Here is a 19138-nt window from a genome sequence, read left to right as displayed (position 1 = left end):
GCTTGACGGGGCCCTGGGCCGTCCTCTTCTCCCGGATCTCGAAGTCCATCGCATACCCCCTGAACTGGGGTGTTGCGACGACCACTAGAACCTAGTTCACCCCCGGGCCCTTCTCATGTACCTGCCGGGCGGCGTCAGGCGAGGCTGACGGTGCGCGCCGAAACGGCGCCGATCTCGGCGGCGATGTCCGCGAGGACGTTCGCCGGCACCTCGGCGTCGACGGTGAGGACCGCGAGGGCCTCGCCGTGCTCCTCCGCACGGGCCACCTGCATGCCCGCGATGTTCAGGCCGCCCTCACCGAGGACGCGGCCGACGGTGCCGACCACGCCGGGACGGTCGGTGTAGCGCAGCACGACCATGTAGTCGGCGAGCGCCAGGTCCACGTCGTACTCGCCGATGCCCACGATCTTCTGCAGGTGCTTGGGGCCCGCGAGCGTGCCGGAGACCGACACCTCCTGGCCGTCCGAGAGGGTGCCGCGCACCGTCACCACGTTGCGGTGGTCCGGGGACTCCGAGCTGGTGGTCAGGCGCACCTCCACCCCGCGCTCCTGCGCGAACAGCGGAGCGTTGACGTAGGAGACCGTCTCGTCGACGACGTCCTCGAAGACTCCCTTGAGCGCGGAGAGTTCGAGCACCTTGACGTCGTGCTGGGTGATCTCGCCGCAGACCTCGACGTCGAGGCGGACGGCGACCTCGCCGGCGAGGGCGGTGAAGATGCGGCCGAGCTTCTCGGCGAGCGGCAGGCCCGGCCGGACGTCCTCGGCGATGACGCCGCCCTGGACGTTGACCGCGTCCGGCACCAGCTCACCGGCGAGGGCGAGGCGCACCGACTTGGCGACCGAGACACCGGCCTTCTCCTGGGCCTCGTCCGTGGACGCGCCGAGGTGGGGGGTGCAGACGACCTGGTCCAGCTCGAAGAGCGGGGAGTCCGTGCAGGGCTCCTTCGCGTACACGTCGAGGCCGGCGCCGGCGACGCGGCCCTCCTTGATGGCCGAGTACAGGGCGGCCTCGTCCACGATGCCGCCGCGCGCGGCGTTGGCGATGCGCACGGACGGCTTGACCTTGTGCAGGGCCTCGTCGCCGATGAGGCCGAGGGTCTCGGGGGTCTTGGGCAGGTGCACCGTGATGAAGTCGGCGACCTCCAGGAGCTCGTCCAGCGTCAGCATCTTGACGCCCATCTGGGCGGCGCGCGCGGGCTGGACGTAGGGGTCGTACGCGACGATCTTCATGCCGAAGGCCGACATGCGCTGCGCGACGAGGACGCCGATGCGGCCGAGGCCGACGACACCGAGGGTCTTCTCGCTGAGCTCGACGCCCGTGTACTTGTTCCGCTTCCACTCGCCGTTCTTCAGGGCGGTGTTGGCCTGCGGGATGTTGCGGGCGGTGGCGACGAGCAGGCCGCAGGCGAGCTCGGCCGCGGTCACGATGTTCGAGGTCGGGGCGTTGACGACCATCACGCCGGCCTTGGTGGCGGCGGAGACGTCTACGTTGTCCAGACCGACGCCGGCGCGGGCGACGACCTTGAGCTTCTTCGCCGCGGCGATGGCCTCCGCGTCGACCTTCGTCGCGGAGCGGACGAGGATCGCGTCGACGTCGGCGATCGCGGGCAGCAGCTCGGCGCGGTCGGCGCCGTTGCAGTGGCGGATCTCGAAGTCCGGGCCGAGCGCCTCGACAGTGGCGGGCGACAGCTCTTCGGCGATGAGTACGACAGGTTTCGAGCTCACGTGGGTCATCCTCACAAGTCCAGTGCGGACGGCCGTCCCGACGGCCGCAGGCGGTGGAGGGGGTAGCCGCGTGGAAGACGCACGACACTGTGGGCCTGACGCGTATGTGTTGAGCAGTGTAGTGGCGCTGACGGGCCGGTTTTCCGCCTGTCCGGAAGGATCACTCTTCCGTGGTTGGCCGGGTTGGACAAGCCGGGGCCCGGAGGGGCTCCGATCCCGGCGCGCCGGCCACCGGTGCGGCAGGTGCCGTACCGCCCGGTGATGCACGGCGGGCCGGGACCCGAACGTCCCGGCCCCGCCGCCACGCGATCAGCTCTCGTCGCTGTCGACCCAGCTCATCAGCTTGCGCAGCTTCTTGCCGGTGGTCTCCAGCAGGTGCTCCGAGTCGGCCTTCTTGTACTCGTTGTACTTGGGCAGACCCGCCTTGTACTCGGCCATCCACTCCTCGGCGAACTTGCCGCTCTGGATCTCCTCCAGAACCTTCTTCATCTCGGCCTTCGTGGCGTCGGTGATGACGCGCGGGCCGGTGATGTAGTCGCCCCACTCGGCGGTCTCGGAGACCGACCAGCGCATCTTCTCCAGGCCGCCCTCGTACATGAGGTCGACGATGAGCTTCAGCTCGTGCAGGCACTCGAAGTAGGCGATCTCCGGCTGGTAGCCCGCCTCGGTCAGGGTCTCGAAGCCGGCCTTGACCAGCGCGGACGCACCGCCGCAGAGGACGGCCTGCTCACCGAAGAGGTCGGTCTCGGTCTCCTCGGTGAAGGTGGTCTTGATGACACCGGCGCGGGTGCCGCCGATGCCGGCCGCGTAGGAGAGCGCGAGCGCGAAGGCGTTGCCCGAGAAGTCCTGCTCGACGGCGGCGATGCACGGGACGCCGCGGCCTTCCTCGTACTGGCGGCGGACCAGGTGACCCGGGCCCTTGGGGGCGACGAGGGCGACGTCCACGTTGGCCGGGGGCTTGATGAAGCCGTAGCGGACGTTGAAGCCGTGGCCGAAGAAGAGCGCGTCGCCCTCCTCCAGGTGCTCCTTGATCGACTCCTCGTAGATCTCGGCCTGCAGCGGGTCCGGGGTGAGGATCATGATGACGTTCGCCCAGGCGGCGGCCTCGGCCACGGGGACGACCTTCAGGCCCTGCTCCTCGGCCTTGGCCTTGGACTTCGAGCCCTCCTTCAAGCCGACGACGACGTCGACGCCGGAGTCACGGAGCGACAGCGCGTGGGCGTGGCCCTGGCTGCCGTAGCCGATGACCGCGACCTTGCGGCCCTGGATGATGGACAGGTCGGCGTCGTTCTCGTAGAACAGCTCGGCCACTGGGATATCTCCTTGGTGCGCTGGTGTTGCTCCCACCGTACGGCGGGGAACGGAATCTGAGTTTGTCGGTCTCGCCATGCGGGCCGGGCGTGTCTGCCGCGGCCGGGCCGCCGGGGAGGCCGCCGTGCCGCGGCCGCCCCGGTGGCCGGTCAGGCGCTGCGGTCGAGCGCGCGCAGGCTGCGGTCCGTGATGGACCGTCCGCCGCGCCCTATGGCGATCGTGCCGGACTGCACGAGTTCCTTGATGCCGAAGGGCTCCAGCATCTTGAGCATCGCGCCGAGCTTCTCGGTGCCGCCGGTCGCCTCGATGGTGACGGCCTCCGGGGAGACGTCGACCGTCTTGGCGCGGAACAGCTGGACGATCTCGACGATCTGCGAGCGGGTCTCGTTGTCGGCGCGGACCTTCACCAGGACGAGTTCGCGCTCGATGGCGTTGTGCGGCTCCAGCTCGACGATCTTGAGCACGTTGACCAGCTTGTTCAGCTGCTTGGTCACCTGCTCCAGCGGGAGGTCCTCGACGTTGACGACGATGGTGATGCGGGAGATGTCGGGGTGCTCGGTGACGCCGACCGCGAGGGAGTCGATGTTGAACCCGCGGCGGGAGAACAGGGCGGCGATCCGGGCGAGGATGCCGGGCGTGTTCTCGACCAGGACGGAGAGCGTGTGCTTGGACATGTGGGGCGTTCTCTCTCTCGGCTCTCTCGGCTCAGTCGTCTTCGTTGTCGCCGAAGTCGGGACGGACGCCCCGGGCCGCCATGACCTCGTCGTTGGAGGTGCCGGCGGCGACCATCGGCCACACCATGGCGTCCTCGTGGACGATGAAGTCGATGACGACGGTACGGTCGTTGATCGCGTTGGCCTCGGCGATGACCTTGTCCAGGTCGGCCGGGTCCTCGCAGCGCAGGGCGACGCAGCCCATGGCCTCGGACAGCTTGACGAAGTCCGGGACGCGCGTGCCCTTGCGGGGGGCGGTGGACTCGCCGAGCTGGGAGCCGACCGTGTCGTGGCCGGTCTCGTCGGCGTGCAGCACGGTGTTGGAGTACCGCTGGTTGTAGAACAGCGTCTGCCACTGGCGGACCATGCCCAGGGCACCGTTGTTGATGATCGCGACCTTGATCGGGATGTTGTTGAGGGCGCAGGTGACCAGTTCCTGATTGGTCATCTGGAAGCAGCCGTCGCCGTCGATCGCCCAGACCGTGCGCTCGGGCATGCCGACCTTGGCGCCCATCGCGGCCGGGACCGCGTAGCCCATGGTTCCGGCGCCGCCGGAGTTCAGCCAGGTGCGGGGCTCCTCGTACTTGACGAAGTGCGAGGCCCACATCTGGTGCTGGCCGACGCCCGCCGCGAAGACGGTGCCCTTCGGCGCGAGCGCGCCGATCCGCTCGATGACCTGCTGCGGCGACAGGCTGCCGTCCTCGGGCAGGTCGTAGCCCAGGGGGTAGGTCTCGCGCCACCGGTTGAGGTCGTTCCACCAGGCGGTGTAGTCGCCGGCGTGGCCCTCGGTGTGCTCCGCCTGGACCGCCTGGATCAGGTCGGCGATGACCTCGCGGGCGTCACCGACGATCGGGACGTCGACGGCGCGGTTCTTGCCGATCTCGGCCGGGTCGATGTCCGCGTGGATGATCTTGGCGTAGGGGGCGAAGCTGTCCAGCTTGCCGGTGACCCGGTCGTCGAAGCGGGTGCCGAGCGCGATCAGCAGGTCCGACTTCTGCAGCGCGGTGACGCCGGTGACCGAGCCGTGCATGCCGGGCATGCCGACGTGCAGCGGGTGGCTGTCGGGGAAGGAGCCCAGCGCCATCAGGGTGGTGCAGACCGGCACACCGGTCAGCTCGGCCAGGACCTTCAGCTCGGCGGTGGCACCGGACTTCATGACGCCGCCGCCGACGTACAGCACCGGGCGCTTGGCCTGGCAGATGAGCTTGGCGGCCTCGCGGATCTGCTTGGCGTGCGGCTTGGTGACCGGCCGGTAGCCGGGGAGGTCCTGGGAGGGCGGCCACGCGAAGGTGGTCTTGGCCTGCAGGGCGTCCTTGGCGATGTCGACGAGGACCGGGCCCGGACGGCCGGTGGCGGCGATGTGGAACGCCTCGGCGATCGTCTTCGGGATGTCCTCGGCCCTGGTGACCAGGAAGTTGTGCTTGGTGATCGGCATGGTGATGCCGACGATGTCCGCCTCCTGGAAGGCGTCGGTGCCGATCGCCTTGGACGAGACCTGGCCGGTGATCGCGACCAGCGGGACGGAGTCCATGTGCGCGTCGGCGATCGGGGTGACCAGGTTGGTGGCGCCCGGGCCGGACGTGGCCATACAGACGCCGACCTTGCCGGTGGCCTGGGCGTAGCCGGTGGCGGCGTGGCCGGCCCCCTGCTCGTGGCGGACCAGGATGTGACGGACCTTCTTGGAGTCCATCATCGGGTCGTACGCGGGGAGGATGGCACCCCCCGGAATCCCGAAGACGGTGTCGCACCCCACCTCTTCGAGAGAGCGGATGAGGGACTGCGCACCCGTGACGTGCTCAACTGCGGCGGACTGCTGTCCTCCGGAACGGGGCCGCGGCTGCGGATGGTGGGCCCCGGTGGCCTGCTCGGTCATCGGCATTCTCTTCTCGAAGCTGAGGGTTCTACGCGGATTCGGCTCTGTGCCAGTGCAACAAAAAACCCCTCGTGCCAGGAGGCAAGCGAGGGGAGCGCGTCGGGTGTGCGGAGCGGGGACATGCTGGCCCCAGCTTCAGCCGACGCGCTTTCCAAGTACGAGAATTCGGGTGCGCATGGCACTGACCCTCCCTCCGGCGGGAGGGTGATGTCAAGTAGGTGGGACGGGCGTCTCATTATGTGAGCCTCTACGGATGACCATGGAGCCCGCGGAGGAGCCGCCCGCCAGGGCCGGCTGGGCCGCTCCGCCCGGTACTGGGAACGTACCGCGCACCAGCGCACGGCGCAGCCTGTACTCGTCGAGGGGGCCGGAAAAGGCCAGCCCCTGGCCGTGCGTGCACCCCATCGCGCGCAGGGCGGCCACCTGCTCGGGCAGGTCCACACCGTCGGCCACCGAACGCATGCCGAGGTCGTTTGCGATCCGCAACAGGCCAGCCGTGATCTTGTGCAGACGGGCGGACTCGACCACGCCCTCCACCAGGCCGCGGTCCAGCTTGAGCATGTCCACGGGCAGGCGACGCAGGGCACTGATGGCCGCGTAGCCGCTGCCGAAGCCGTCCAGGGCGATGCCCACCCCGAGCCGGTGGAGGGCCGCCAGGCGCCGCTCCAGGTCGTCGAAGGGCACCCTGGGGTCGGACACGGCGAGCTCCAGCACCAGGGCGCCGGAGGGCAGGCCGTGCCGGGTCAGCAGGGCTTCCACGGTGCCGAGCGGCATGGCGCTGTCCAGGAGCCGCTGGGCGGTCATCCGTACGGCCACGGGCACGTCGTGCCCGGCCCGGTGCCGGTCGGCAGCCTGCTCGACAGCCTCCTGCAGCAGCCAGCGGCCCAGCTCGGCGGTGCGGGAGGCGTCGGGGCCCGCACCGCCGCCGGATCCCCGCGTGCCCTCGCTGTACTCGGCCACCCGCAGGAACTCCGTCGGCGTGAAGAGGATGCCCTGGGCGGAGCGCCACCTCGCCTGCGCGGCGACGGCCGCGATCTCACCGGTGGCCAGCGACACGACGGGCTGGTGCAGCAGCGCGAACTCGCCCTCGTGCAGTGCGGTGCGCAGCCGCCCCGCCAGCTCGGCCTTGCGCGCCACCTCGGCCTGCATCTGCGGCGCGTACGTCTCGACGCGGTCCTTGCCGCCCGCCTTGGCCCGGTACATCGCCAGGTCGGCGTTGCGCATCAGGTCCGACGGGGTGATCCCGGGGTCGGCGAAGGCGACGCCGATGCTGGCGGCGACCCGTACCTCGCTGCCGCCGATCCGGTAGGGCTGCGAGAGCCTGGTGCGCAGCCGGTCGGCGATCTCGCGGACCTGGTACTCCCGGGCGCTGCGGTCGCGGCTGCCGTCGCCCAGGATCAGCGCGGCGAACTCGTCGCCGCCGAGCCGGGCGGCGGTGTCCCCGGCCCGGACGGAGTCCTGGAGCCGGCGCGCGGCCTCGACGAGCAGTTCGTCGCCGGCCTGGTGGCCGATGGTGTCGTTGACGGCCTTGAAGCCGTCGAGGTCGATGAAGAGCACGGCGGTGCTGTGGTCGCCCGCGCGGCGGCCCGTCAGGGCCTGGCGCACGCGCCGGGTGAAGAGCGCCCGGTTGGGGAGGTCGGTGAGCGCGTCGTGCTCCGCGCTGTGCTGAAGCTGGGCCTGGAGCCGGACCCGCTCGGTGACGTCCCGGCTGTTGAGGATGAGCCCGCCCTGGTGGCGGTTGACGGTCGACTCCACATTCATCCACTCGCCGCCGCCCGATTTGAAGCGGCACTCGATGCGGGTGGTGGGCTCCTCGGTGGGCGGCGCGGCGAGGAAGCGGCGCACCTCGTGCACCACCCGGCCGAGGTCGTCGGGGTGGATCAGGGTGGCCAGCTCGGTGCCGACCAGCTCCTCCGCCTCGCGGCCGTACACCCCGGCGGCGGCCGGGCTGACGTAGCGCAGCGTCCCGGTGGGCGCGGCGATCATGATGACGTCGCTGGAGCCCTGGACCAGGGAGCGGAAGTGGTTCTCCTTCTGGGCCAGTTCCTGGGTCAGCGCGATGTTGTCCAGGAGCATGATGCCCTGGCGGATGACGAGGGCGAGCACCACGGTGCAGCCCGTGAAGACGACCACCCGGTCGACCTTCCGTCCGTCCACGACGTTGTAGAGGATGCCGAGGGTGCACACGGCGGCCGCGAGGTACGGGGTGAGGGCGGGCAGCGATCCGGTGATCGGGCGGCTGTGGGGCCGGTCCCGGCGTGGGGGCCCGGCGGGCGCCGGACCCTCGGGGGTGCGCCGGGCACCCCACGGGGCGTAGGCGAGCAGCAGCGAGCCGGCGAACCAGCCGGCGTCGAGCAGCTGCCCGGACTGGTATTCGGCGCTCAGCAGGGGCGAGGTGAACAGGGCGTCGCTGAGGACGGTCAGGGCCAGTGCCGCGATGGCGGTGTTGACGGCGGAGCGGTTGGTCTCGCTGCGCCGGAAGTGCAGCACGAGGACCATCGAGACGAGCGCGATGTCCAGCAGGGGGTAGGCGAGGGAGAGAGCGGCGCGCGGCACGCTGCCGGGGGCGCCCGACTGGGCGGTCCGGGCCGCATGGGCGAGGGCGAGGCTCCAGGACAGGGTCAGCAGGGAGCCGCCGATGAGCCAGGAGTCGAGGCCCAGGCAGACCCAGCCGGCGCGGGTGACCGGGCGTTTGGCGAGGACGAGCAGGCCCACGATGGCGGGCGGGGCGAAGCAGAGGAAGGCGAAGTCGGCGAGCGACGGCTTCGGCACGTCCTGGCCGAGGATCACCTCGTACCAGCCCCAGACGGCGTTGCCGAAGGCACCCATGAGGGACGAGAAGGCGAAGAGCAGCCAGGCGGGGCGTTCCCGGCTGTCGATCGTGCGGGCGTAGCTGTAGCAGGAGACGGCGGCCAGCAGTCCGGCAGCACTGAGCCCGAAGTCGCCCATGATCTCAGCGACGTCCTCGGATCCCCAGTTGAGGGCGGCGCCCACGGCGTACCCGCCGCTGACGACCGCGAGGATCAGCTGCATCGCCAGGCACCTGCCGCCGCCCGAGACGGACGGCCGGTCGAGGAGCGCCGCCCCCTGGGTGCTCACCGGTTCCCCCCGCCGGCTGGTTCCGGCGCGGTCCATTCCCGGCTGCGTCGCCTGCGGCGGCTGTGCCGCATCGGATCCTTCGTCCATTGGCCGTGCATCGCCCGTCGCCCCCCAAAGTGTCCGATCACTCCCCAGCGCCAGACGTTCGTGGCGCAGCCCCTTCTTCCGGACGATACACCACTTTCGTCACTCAGGGACATAGTTGCTCTACGCTGCGTTACCGACCGGGGGGGTGTGACAACGCGTCGCATGCGGGTGACTGCGGAGCGTACAGGCATCCGGTGTCACGAGGTGATCAGGACCGTGTGCTCCACGGGCTCTCCGGCGGCGAAGCGGGTGAGCTGGCGGGCCAGCAGGCGCTTGGCGCGCGGCTCGAAGGCCGAGCTGCTGCCGCCGACGTGAGGCGTGATCAGGACGTTCGGCGCGTGCCAGAACGGATGGCCGGCGGGCGGCGGTTCCGGGTCGGTGACGTCGAGGGCCGCGCGCAGCCGGCCGGATTCCAGCTCGGCCAGCAGGGAATCGGTGTCGACGACGGGGCCGCGCGACACGTTCACGAGGAGCGCCCCGTCCTTCATCCGGCTCAGGAACGCGGCGTCCACCAGGCTCCGGGTGGCATCGGTCAGGGGTGTCACGACGATCACCACGTCGGCGTGCGGCAGCAGCCGGGGCAGGTCCGCGACGGCGTGGACGGGCCCTCGCGCAGCCGTCCGCGCAGAACGCGCAACCCGTTCGATCCGCTCGCACTCGAAGGGCACGAGCCGGTCCTCGACGGCCGAGCCGATGGATCCGTAGCCGATGATCAGAACTGACTTGTCGGCGAGGGCGTCGTAGAAGCCGGAGCGCCACTCCCCGCGGTCCTGGCCGCGGACCATTCCGGGGATGCCGCGCAGGGACGCGAGGGTCAGCGTGAGGGCCAGTTCGGCGGTGCTGGCCGTGTGGACCCCGGCCGCGTTGCACAGCCGTACGCCCGCAGGCAGGTCGCCGAGGCGGCCCAGCACGTCGTCGATGCCGGCCGTCAGGGTCTGGACGACCCGCACGGCCGGCATCGCGGCCAGCGGCCGGACGCTGACGTCGGCGGACTTCATGTACGGGGCCACGTAGAAGACGCAGTCGGCCGGATCGGCCGGGAAGGCGTCCTCGCCGTCCCACCGGCGGTAGTGGAAGGAGTCGGGGAGGCCGGCGACCTCTGCGGCGGGGAAGGGGAGCCAGACGTCCCGTGGCGTTGCAGTCATGATCACGAGGCTATGCCAAGCCGTCTTGATCAAGCCGTTAGTTTGGTTGCCGGACGGAGGGGGACGCAGCGGTGGAGCGCAGGTCGATCGGGGCGGGTGCACTCAGCGTGGGCGCCGTCGGCCTCGGCTGTATGCCGATGAGCTGGGCGTACACGCCTTCGCGGCGACGGGGGCACGAGTCGCTGGCCGCCGTGCATGCCGCGCTGGACCTCGGGTCGAACCTGCTGGACACGGCCGACGTGTACGGGCCGTACACCAATGAGCTGCTGCTGGGGCGGGTGTTGCGGGAGCGGCGGTCGGACGCCTTCGTGTCGGCCAAGGTCGGCCTGCGGGCGGGCGACCAGCACGTGGTGGCCGACGGCCGGCCCGGCTATCTGCGGCGGGCGTGCGACGCCTCGCTGCGGCGGCTGCGGACCGACGTCATAGACCTCTACCAGTTGCACCGGGTGGACCCGGAGGTTCCGGTGGAGGAGACCTGGGGGGCCATGGCCGAGCTGGTGAGCGCGGGGAAGGTGCGGGCGCTCGGGTTCTGCGCGCTGGGCGCCGGCGCCGGTCCGGGGGCGGGGCGGCGCGGTGACCGGGGGTACCGGACGACGCTGCGCCACCTGGAGCGGCTGCAGCAGGTCTTCCCCGTGAGCGCTGTGCAGGCGGAGCTGTCGGTGTGGTCGCCCGAGGCCGCGTCGCAGCTGTTGCCGTGGTGCGCGGCGCGCGGGGTGGGCTTCCTGGCGGCGATGCCGCTGGGCAGCGGGTTCCTGACCGGAACGCTCACCCCGGGAGAGGGCTTCGAGCCGCAGGACGTCCGGGCCCGGCATCCGCGGTTCACGGCGGAGGCGATGGCCTCGAACCAGGTGCTGGTGGCGGGGCTGCGGCGGGTGGCGCGGCGGCACGGTCCCGAGGTCACGGTCGCACAGGTGGCCCTGGCCTGGGTGTTGGCCCAGGGGCCGCAGGTGGTGCCGGTGCCGGGGGCGGACCGGGCGCACTGGGCCGTGGAGAACGCCGGGGCGGCCCGGTTGCGGCTCACGCCGGCGGACCTGGCCGAGATCGCGGCCCTTCCGGTCGACGCGGGAGCCTGGGACTGACCGCCCTCAACCACTCGATCGGGTGTACGAGTGGTGGAACTTCGGGACCTGCCCCGGCTGTTGAGACGGGTGAAGGGCAGGATCGGAGGACCGGAAGGGAGCAGGGCGATGCGGTACGGAAGTTCTCCCGGGCAGGCGGGGTGCGAGGGGCCGGGCGGGCGGCGCCGGGGCGTTCTGGCGGCGGTGGCGCTGGCCGGGTGCGGTGCGCTGCTGGTGGCGGGATGCTCCCCGGAGGGCGGCCCGGACAGCGGGCGGGGCGCCTCCCCACCGGGGGCGACGGCGGCGGGGCCCGGGTCACCGGGTCCTTCGGGGAGCGGGACGGCTTCGCCGCAGGCGCCGGCACCGCCCGCGAAGGGGTCGGTGACGGTCACCGGCGAGGTCGCCAAGGACCTTGAGTCGCCCTGGGGCGTGGCTCCCCTCCCTGGAGGGGATCTGCTGGTGGCCTCCCGGGACAAGGGGACCATCAGCCGGGTCGCGGCGGGTTCGGGCGCGGTGACGCGGATCGGCGAGGTCCCGGGGGTCGAATCGGGCGGTGAGGGCGGGCTGCTGGGGCTCGCGCTGTCGCCGGACTTCGCCTCGGACCGTCTGGTGTATGTCTACTTCACGACCGCGTCCGACAACCGGATCGCACGGCTGCGCTATGACGAGCAGAGACCTCCCGGACAGCAACTGGGCGCCCCGGACACGGTGTTCCGCGGCATCCCCAAGGGCCTGATCCACAACGGCGGGCGGATCGCCTTCGGGCCGGACAGGATGCTGTATGCGGGGACCGGCGAGACGGGTGTCACCGGCCTCGCACAGGACAGGACGTCACTCGGCGGAAAAATCCTTCGGATGACCCCGGACGGCGATCCGGTGCACGGCAATCCGGAGGCCGATTCCGTCGTCTACTCCTACGGGCACCGCAATGTGCAGGGCCTTGCCTGGGACAGGGACAAGCGGCTGTGGGCGGCCGAGTTCGGCCAGAACACCTGGGACGAGCTGAATCTGATCGAGCCCGGGGCGAACTACGGCTGGCCCGAGGCCGAGGGGAAGGCGGGCAGGCTCGGCATGCGGGACCCGGTGGCCGTGTGGCGGACCGACGAGGCGTCGCCGAGCGGGATCGCCTGGGCGCAGGGGTCGGTGTGGATGGCGGGGCTGAAGGGCGCGCGGCTCTGGCGGATCCCGTTGTCCGGGACGCAGCCGGTGGCCGAGCCCGAAGCCTTCCTGGGGGACAAGTACGGCCGGCTGCGGACGGTTGTCTCCCTCGGGGGTGACCGGCTGCTGCTGGTCACGAGCGAGACGGACGGGCGCGGGTCGCCGGAAGCCGGCGACGACAGGATCCTGACTCTGACGGTCCGGTGACCGGTGGGCCCTGCACAAGGGGCGGAGGGTGCGTGATGACGGTGTTCAACATGATCGAGGAGCTGTTCCACCCGGGACGCAAGCACACCGATGAGGAGAAGAAGCGGCTGGAGCTGTCCCGGACCGACGTCGGCGACGGTGATCCGGGACGGGGCGCGATAGACCTCGACTCCGGCCGGGTGCTCATACGCCTGGGTGCGGAGCCTCCGGCCGGGCACTGACCGGGGGTGTGCCGGGCCGGCCCACCGGGTCCGGCGTGGTGAAGAGCCGCAGCCGGTGGGCGAGGGCGGCCGCTTCACCGCGACCGGTGACGCCCGGCTCGGCCCTGATGTTCGAGACGTGCACGCTCGCCGTCTTCGGGGAGATGAACGGCTCTCCGGCGATCCCGTAGTCGGTGCTGCCGTGTCCGCACGGTGCACGTCCTCCACGACGAGGACGACGGTGCGGTCGGCGGCGCGATCCTTCGGGAGCAGCCGGTGCAGGGTGCGCCGTGCCGTCGAGAACGGGGCGAAGGACAGGCCCTCCGCCCCTGGCTCGATGCAGCCGCCGACGACGGCGCCCCGCCGGTCCGCCTCGCAGGGGAATTCCTCGGTGAGGCGTGCCCGGCCTCGCCTGGAGGCTCAAGCCATCAGGGCGCGGAGCGGGCGAGGGCCTCAGCCCGGGTGGAGGGGCCGGGAAGGTCCCCACGTGCCTGAGGCACCGCTCAGCCCGCTGCCTTCGGGACGGCCAGGAGGAGGTCGAAGTACATGAGGACGAAGAGGAGCACGCCGAGGGCACCGAGTCCGATGCCGGCCCAGGAGACGGACCGTACCCAGGTGGGCAGGGTGCGCTCGGGGGTGCTGAAGGCGGGCAGGGCCAGTACGAAGGTGGCGATGATCAGGGCGAGGGCCGAGAAGACGCCGTTCACCATCGCGGTGGTGTGCCAGGGGTCGACGAACTGGGCGGCGATCTGGGCGTTGGCGTCGGCGGCCTGGCTCAGTTCCAGGCGGGCGGCGACACTCGCGCGCTCGGAGACGATGCCGGCGACCCAGCTCCCGCTGAGGGCGACGACGGAGAGACCGGCGGAGACGAGCGCGAAGGCCGCGGAGCCGACGTGGCCGGGCGGCTCTTCGCCGGCCGGGTCCTCGGTGAGGGCGTCGTCGTCGAGGTCCGCTTCGTCGAGGGCGGCGTCGGTGTCGGTGGTGGTGCCGGGGGCGGCGTCGGGGGCGGCGTCGGTGACGGCCGGCCGGTCGGCCGCGGCGTTCCGGGGCGTCTCGGCCTTGTCGAGGGCGACCGGGGCGGTGTCCGCGTCGGGGGCGTTCGGGGTGGGGGGCTTCGTGGTGTCCATGCCGGGCACCGTAGGGGCCGTCTCTGAGAGTTCTCTGAGAATCGGGTGGTCACGGCCGTGCCGGGCCCCGGGGTCGGCGGGGCCCGTACGGCGGACGTCAGGAGGCGCGGGCGGCGGCCCACTCATGGGCGAGGACGGACCAGACCTCGGTGTCCTGGCGGACGCCCCGGTGGAGGTGGTTCTCGCGCAAAACGCCCTCTCGGGTCATGCCGAGGCGTTCGGCGACGGCGAGGCTCTTCTTGTTGCCGGTGGCGGCGTGCCACTCGACGCGGTGCATGCCGCGCTCGCCGAGGGCGTAGTCGATCAGGATGCGGCAGGCCTTGGTCACCAGGCCGCGGCCGGCCGCGGCGGGCTCCAGCCAGCAGCCGATCTCGCAGTTCCCGGTGCCCGCGTCGAAGTTGGGGAAGAGGACGCCTCCGACGAGGGTGCCGTCGAGGCGGATGCCGAAGAAGCGGGCGCCGTCCTCACCGGCCTTCACCGCATAGGTGGCCAGGAGGGCCCGGGCGGAGTCCAGGTCGGGGGACCGGTCCGGGAAGCCGACGTACTGGCCGATGAACTCGCGGCCGCGTTCGATGTGGGCGAAGAACTCCTCGGCGTGCCGGGCTTCCAGCGGGAACAGCTGGGCGTCGTCGGCGAGGTCTATCGAGAACATGCGGCTTCTTCCTTGGGACTCGTGCGGCGGTTCGCCGGATCACCGGGAGGCTGTGGCGGGCTCGGTGCCGTCCTCGCTCGTGGCGGGGACCGCGCCGGACCGCTGTGCCGGAAGTTTCGCATGCGGGCGGTGTGCGGGCGGCTCGATGCTGATCCGGGGCAGCCGCCGGTCGAGCCAGGCCGGCAGCCACCAGTTGGCGCCGCCGAGCATGTGCATCAGGGCCGGGACCAGCAGGGTGCGCAGCACGAAGGCGTCGAGTGCCACGGCCGCGGCGAGCGCGATGCCGAACATCGCGATGATCCGGTCGCCGCTCAGCACGAAGGCGAGGAAGACGGAGATCATGATGACGGCCGCCGAGTTGATGACCCGGCTGGTCTCGGCGAGGCCCACGCGCACGGCCCGCCGGTTGTCGCCGGTCTCCAGCCACTCCTCGTACATGCGGCTGACGAGGAAGACCTGGTAGTCCATCGACAGCCCGAAGAGGACGGACACCATGATCACGGGCAGGAAGGGTTCGATGGGGCCGGCGCTGCCCAGGCCGAGCCGTTCACTGCCCCAGCCCCACTGGAAGATCGCGACCACGACGCCGAAGGAGGAGGCGACGGCGGCGACGTTCATGGCCGCCGCCTTCAGCGGGATGCCGATGGACCGGAAGGCCAGCAGCAGCAGGACGCAGCCGAGGGCGACGACCACGCTGACGAAGAGCGGCAGCTTGCCGACGATGACGTCGGCGAAGTCGTCGTAGGCGGCTGTGACGCCGCCGACGTGGACCTGCATGGAGTTGCCCCGGCCGGTGCGCGGGATGACGTCCTGGCGCAGCGTGTCGACGAGGTCGCTCGTGGCCCGGGACTGCGGGGCGGAGTCCGGTACGACGGTCAGGACGGCTGTGTCGCCGCTGCGGTTGAGGACGGCGGGGCCGACGGAGGCGACGCCCGGGGTCGTGCGGAGCGCCTGCGCCAGGTGGTCCACGGCGAGGCGGTCCCCGGCTCCGTCCAGGCGGGCGACCACGGCGAGGGGGCCGTTCGCACCGGGCCCGAAGCCCTCGGCCAGCAGATCGTAGGCCTGCCGGGTGGTGGAGGTGGCGGGGTTGTTGCCCTGGTCGGAGGTGCCCAGGTGGAGGGAGAAGGTGGGCAGGGCCAGGACCACCATGACGGCGGTGGCGACGGCACCGAGCACCTTGGGGTGGCGCTCGACGAAGGCGGCCCAGCGGGCGGCGAAGCCGGAGGTCCGCTCGGGCTGCGGGCCCTCGGCGGCGAGCCTGCGGCGCTCGCGGCCGGACAGGGCGCGCATGCCGATCCAGGAGAGGAGGGCGGGCAGCAGGGTGACCGAGGCGGCGACGGTCAGGACGACGGTCACGCAGGCGGCTATGGCGACGCCGTTGAGGAAGTTCAGCCGCAGCACCAGCATGCCGAGGAGGGCGATGCAGACGGTGGCTCCGGCGAAGACGACGGCGCGGCCGGTGGTGGCGACGGCCGCAGTGGCGGCTTCCTCGACCGGGAGGCCGCGGGCGAGGCCCTTGCGGTGCCGGGTGACGATGAAGAGCGCGTAGTCGATGCCGACGCCGAGGCCGATGAGGGTGCCGAGCATGGGGGCGAAGTCGGCGACGGGCATGGCGTGCCCGAGCAGGGTGATGCCGAAATAGGCCGTGCCGACGCTGACGAGAGCGGTGGCGATGGGCAGCAGGCTCGCGGCGAGGGAGCCGAAGGCGAGGTAGAGGACGACGGCGGCGACGGCGACGCCCATGACCTCGGCGAGGTGTGCGGTGGGGGCCTCGGTCAGCTGGATGGCCCGGCCGCCCAGTTCGACCTGGAGCCCGCCGGCTTCGGTGGTGGGGTTCTTCGCGGCGGCGACGACGGCTCTGGCCTGTGCCTTGGGCACGGAGTCGGCCGGCTGGTCGAAGGTGACCACGGCGTAGGCGGTGCGTCCGTCGGGGCTGATGCGTGCGGCGCTGTCGGGGCCGGGGCCGTAGGGGCCGGCGACCGATCCGACGCCGGGCAGTCCCGCGACGGTGTCGAGTGCCCGGGTCATGCGCTGCTCGATCTCCGGGGTGTGCGCGCTCTGGTGGTCCGGGGCCCGCCACACGATGGTGTCGGTGTCGCCGCCCTGGCCGTGGAAGCCTTCGCGCAGGAGGTCGTTCGCCCTGCCGGATTCGGTGCCGGGGACCTCGTAGTCGTTGGAGAACGCCGTTCCGGCGGTCACGGCGGCCGCCGCGGTCCCGCCGAGGGCGAGCAGCCATATCAGGACGGCGAGGAGGCGGTGGCGCATGCACCACCGCGCGAAGACTGCCAACGGACGTGCTCCCTGGTGGGTTCGGATCTTTACCGGGAGGCAGCCCGTCGCAAAGAACGCGTGAACTCGTGCAGGCCCGGCCGGAGGCCCGGGGGGTCGCCCCGTGGTCCGGCCCAGATGGTCTGCACCCTCCACGATCCCAGTGTTTTGTGATCGTTGGCCCATTTGGTGTGCATCATCACAGAAGGACCGAGAGGTGTGCGGGGCGTCAGGTCCCGGCGGGGGTCACGGCACAGGCTCCGGCTGGCAGGGCGTCCGCCGGCTCCTGGGGCTCGTCCACCCGGTAGCCGGGGATCGAGGGCCAGCGGACGGTGAGGACGACCGCGTCCTCCTCGGCGTACCAGGAGTGGTCGACGCCGCGGCCCCACAGCACGTAGTCGCCCTGTTCGGCAAGGACGACGGTCCGCCCGGGGAACTCGAGCCGGAAGCGTCCGCTGATCAGGACGAGGAGTGCGGTGCGCTTCTCGGCGGTGGCCCAGCGCTCGCGTTCGTCGCCCTTCGGGTGGACACCCCATTTGATCTCCACGTCCTCGCTGTGACGGGGATCGCCCGGGTCCTTGAAGTGGCCGAGGAGCCAGCCGCGGTCGGCAGCGGCGTCCGGGCCGGCCTTGCCGGTGTGGATGGTCAGGTCGTCGTTCACGAGAGGTGAGGCTAATGCAGTTGTGCGGCCGGCCCGGCACTGGTGGGCTGGCCCGATGACCATGGATCGTGAAGAGCTGATGGACGTGCGGGCCCGGTTCGACGCCGAGGTCCGCCAAGGCGCGCAGCCGGACGGCCGGGACGCGCTCGTGGAGCGGGTGGGCCGCGTCGTCCGGCAGAGCGTGCCCGGCCCCGGATGGAACGGCGTGCTGTGGTCGGACCTCGACGAGGCAACGGCGGATGCGGAGATCGCGGCGCAGGTGGCGTTCTACAGGGAGCGCGGCTGCCCGGACTTCGAGTGGAAGCTGTACGGGCACGACGGGCCGGCGGACCTCGGGGGCCGGCTGCGGGCGGCGGGCTTCGTGCCGGAGCCGCCGGAGACGCTGATGGTGGGGCGCACGGCAGGGCTCGCGCAGCTGCCGGTGGAGCCGCCGGAGGGCATCACCCTGCGCGTGGTGACGGACGAGGCGGGCGTCGACCTGATGATGGAGGTCCACCGGGGCGCCTTCGGCACGGCGCTGCCCCGCATCCGCGAGGGGCTGCTGAGCCGGCTGCGCGACGAGCCGGAGACGATCGCCGCGGTCGTCGCGATGGCGGGAGACGTCCCGGTGAGCGCGGCCCGGATGGAGATGCCGCCGGGGGCGGCCTTCGCGGGCCTGTGGGGCGGCGGCACGGTCCCGGCGTGGCGGGGCCGGGGCATCTACCGCCTCCTGGTCGCGCACCGGGCGCGCATCGCGGCGGAACGCGGCATCCCCTACCTCCAGGTCGACGCTTCGGACGAGAGCCGTCCGATCCTGGAGCGGCTGGGCTTCGGCGTGCTGGGCGTGACCGTGCCGTACGTATGGACGCGGCCCGAGGAGCCGGCGCGGGCCGGGCAGGCGTGATCACCGGCAGGGAACGCACCGGCCCGCCCTCTCAGGCCATGAGCGCGAGGCCCGCCGCGGCTTGCTCACGCCCTCGTCGCGCCCGGTGAGGCCGCACCTCGTCCCTGAGGCGGCCCGGCACAGCGGTCATGCCTCCCGCGAGGCGGACGGCGGCACCACCGGCGCGTGGGCGGTGTCGCGCCGGTCGTGCCGGCGCGCGGGCGCACCGCCGCACGGCGTACGCCCCTACGCGGCGTCCGCCCGCCAGTAGCCCAGCCCGTTCACCCGCTGCTTGGGCAGGCCGAGGTCCTTGCGCAGGTAGGCCGTGAGGTTCCGCGTCGTGGCGGTGTCACAGGCCAGCCACACGTACGCCGACGCCGGGTCCCCGAGCAGCTCCGGCAGCTCGGCCCGGATCCGGTCGGCCAGTGCCGTACCGTCCCGCGCCACCCGGCGGAGGTCGTGCCGGCCCGCGTCCAGCCGAACGGGCAGCTCCGTGTCGGAGGTGTGCTGGGTCTCGAACCAGATGGTGGCCGGAGTGGCGGGGAAGGCGTCCAGCAGCGAGTTGATCGCCGGGAGGGACGCCGCATCGCCGATGACCAGCAGGCGCTGCGGGGACGGCTCCGGGGCGGTGAAGCCGGTGCCCTGGACGGTGGCCTCGATGGTGTCCCCGGGGCGGGCGCCGCGCGCCCAGGCGCTGGCGACGCCGTCGTGCAGCGCGAACTCGAAGCAGAAGGTGCCGGCTTCCGGATCGGGGTCGACCAGGGTGTACGCCCGCTGATGCGGCCGGCCCGCGTTGTCGAACCAGACCCGTACCCACATCGTCGGGTGCAGTGACGCGCCGGCCGCGGCCAGCAGTCCGCCGTCGGTGAAGTACACCCGTCGGTAGTGCTCCGTGACGTCTTCCGCCCCGGTCACCGTGAACGTGAAGTCCTTGCCCCGCAGGAGCTTGAGGACCACGCCCTCCCAACCCTTGCCGACCGCCATGTTCGAACC

15 protein-coding genes and 1 pseudogene are annotated in these 19138 nt (G+C 71.9%); 4 read left to right on the top strand and 12 right to left on the bottom strand.

The features are described 5' to 3' along the window. Nucleotides 1-134: 134 nt before the first annotated feature. The 6 genes from serA to IF89_RS0119270 all read right to left on the bottom strand — a co-directional run bounded on the left by serA (nucleotide 135) and on the right by IF89_RS0119270 (nucleotide 9952). Nucleotides 135-1724, bottom strand: coding sequence for a phosphoglycerate dehydrogenase (serA, locus tag IF89_RS0119295; RefSeq protein ID WP_030769258.1), 1590 nt, complete (start codon nucleotides 1722-1724; stop codon nucleotides 135-137). Nucleotides 1725-2033: 309 nt separating this feature from the next. Then, complete coding sequence (gene ilvC, locus IF89_RS0119290) at nucleotides 2034-3035, bottom strand: ketol-acid reductoisomerase (RefSeq protein ID WP_030769255.1); 1002 nt, start codon at nucleotides 3033-3035, stop codon at nucleotides 2034-2036. Nucleotides 3036-3184: 149 nt separating this feature from the next. After that, complete coding sequence (gene ilvN / locus IF89_RS0119285; RefSeq protein ID WP_030769253.1) at nucleotides 3185-3709, bottom strand: acetolactate synthase small subunit; 525 nt, start codon at nucleotides 3707-3709, stop codon at nucleotides 3185-3187. 31 nt (nucleotides 3710-3740) lie between these two features. After that, nucleotides 3741-5627 (bottom strand): acetolactate synthase large subunit, encoded by a 1887-nt coding sequence (locus IF89_RS0119280; protein WP_030769250.1) that lies wholly within the window; start codon nucleotides 5625-5627, stop codon nucleotides 3741-3743. Between the two features lie 204 nt (nucleotides 5628-5831). Next, nucleotides 5832-8756, bottom strand: a complete 2925-nt coding sequence (locus tag IF89_RS0119275; RefSeq protein ID WP_078628400.1) for an EAL domain-containing protein — start codon at nucleotides 8754-8756, stop codon at nucleotides 5832-5834. A gap of 248 nt (nucleotides 8757-9004) precedes the next feature. After that, nucleotides 9005-9952 (bottom strand): 2-hydroxyacid dehydrogenase, encoded by a 948-nt coding sequence (locus tag IF89_RS0119270; RefSeq protein WP_030769246.1) that lies wholly within the window; start codon nucleotides 9950-9952, stop codon nucleotides 9005-9007. 71 nt (nucleotides 9953-10023) lie between these two features. Here IF89_RS0119270 and IF89_RS0119265 point away from each other — a divergent pair, with 71 nt between their 5' ends. The 3 genes from IF89_RS0119265 to IF89_RS38105 all read left to right on the top strand — a co-directional run bounded on the left by IF89_RS0119265 (nucleotide 10024) and on the right by IF89_RS38105 (nucleotide 12596). Next, the gene (locus IF89_RS0119265; RefSeq protein ID WP_030769245.1) at nucleotides 10024-11031 is read left to right on the top strand and encodes an aldo/keto reductase; all 1008 of its coding nucleotides are present in this window, start codon (nucleotides 10024-10026) and stop codon (nucleotides 11029-11031) included. 108 nt (nucleotides 11032-11139) lie between these two features. Then, a complete protein-coding gene (locus IF89_RS0119260; RefSeq protein ID WP_051807259.1) occupies nucleotides 11140-12375 on the top strand; it encodes a PQQ-dependent sugar dehydrogenase in 1236 nt (411 codons plus the stop codon). Nucleotides 12376-12410: 35 nt separating this feature from the next. Then, entirely contained in the window at nucleotides 12411-12596 is a 186-nt protein-coding gene (locus IF89_RS38105) for a DUF6191 domain-containing protein (protein ID WP_078628399.1), read from the top strand. Here IF89_RS38105 and IF89_RS47715 read toward each other — a convergent pair. From IF89_RS47715 to IF89_RS0119230, 5 genes and pseudogenes are all read right to left on the bottom strand, one after another. Further along, nucleotides 12559-12777: pseudogene (locus IF89_RS47715) on the bottom strand (hypothetical protein); the annotation flags it as partial. The gene IF89_RS38105 and the pseudogene IF89_RS47715 overlap by 38 nt on opposite strands. A gap of 301 nt (nucleotides 12778-13078) precedes the next feature. Next, on the bottom strand, nucleotides 13079-13702 hold the full coding sequence (locus tag IF89_RS0119245) for a hypothetical protein (protein WP_051807258.1): 624 nt from the start codon (nucleotides 13700-13702) through the stop codon (nucleotides 13079-13081). 97 nt (nucleotides 13703-13799) lie between these two features. Next, complete coding sequence (locus IF89_RS0119240; RefSeq protein WP_030769236.1) at nucleotides 13800-14354, bottom strand: GNAT family N-acetyltransferase; 555 nt, start codon at nucleotides 14352-14354, stop codon at nucleotides 13800-13802. 39 nt (nucleotides 14355-14393) lie between these two features. Continuing rightward, on the bottom strand, nucleotides 14394-16643 hold the full coding sequence (locus tag IF89_RS0119235) for an MMPL family transporter (RefSeq protein WP_043194117.1): 2250 nt from the start codon (nucleotides 16641-16643) through the stop codon (nucleotides 14394-14396). Between the two features lie 208 nt (nucleotides 16644-16851). Beyond that, complete coding sequence (locus tag IF89_RS0119230; protein ID WP_107047310.1) at nucleotides 16852-17283, bottom strand: signal peptidase I; 432 nt, start codon at nucleotides 17281-17283, stop codon at nucleotides 16852-16854. Nucleotides 17284-17338: 55 nt separating this feature from the next. Here IF89_RS0119230 and IF89_RS0119225 point away from each other — a divergent pair, with 55 nt between their 5' ends. Beyond that, on the top strand, nucleotides 17339-18166 hold the full coding sequence (locus IF89_RS0119225) for a GNAT family N-acetyltransferase (protein ID WP_420706937.1): 828 nt from the start codon (nucleotides 17339-17341) through the stop codon (nucleotides 18164-18166). Between the two features lie 225 nt (nucleotides 18167-18391). Here IF89_RS0119225 and IF89_RS0119220 read toward each other — a convergent pair whose 3' ends face one another. Next, complete coding sequence (locus IF89_RS0119220) at nucleotides 18392-19129, bottom strand: siderophore-interacting protein (RefSeq protein WP_030769223.1); 738 nt, start codon at nucleotides 19127-19129, stop codon at nucleotides 18392-18394. Between the last annotated feature and the right edge of the window lie 9 nt (nucleotides 19130-19138).

The organism is Streptomyces sp. NRRL F-2664 (assembly GCF_000719345.1).
Lineage (GTDB): Bacteria > Actinomycetota > Actinomycetes > Streptomycetales > Streptomycetaceae > Streptomyces.
This window is presented reverse-complemented; position numbering and strand designations above follow the sequence as displayed.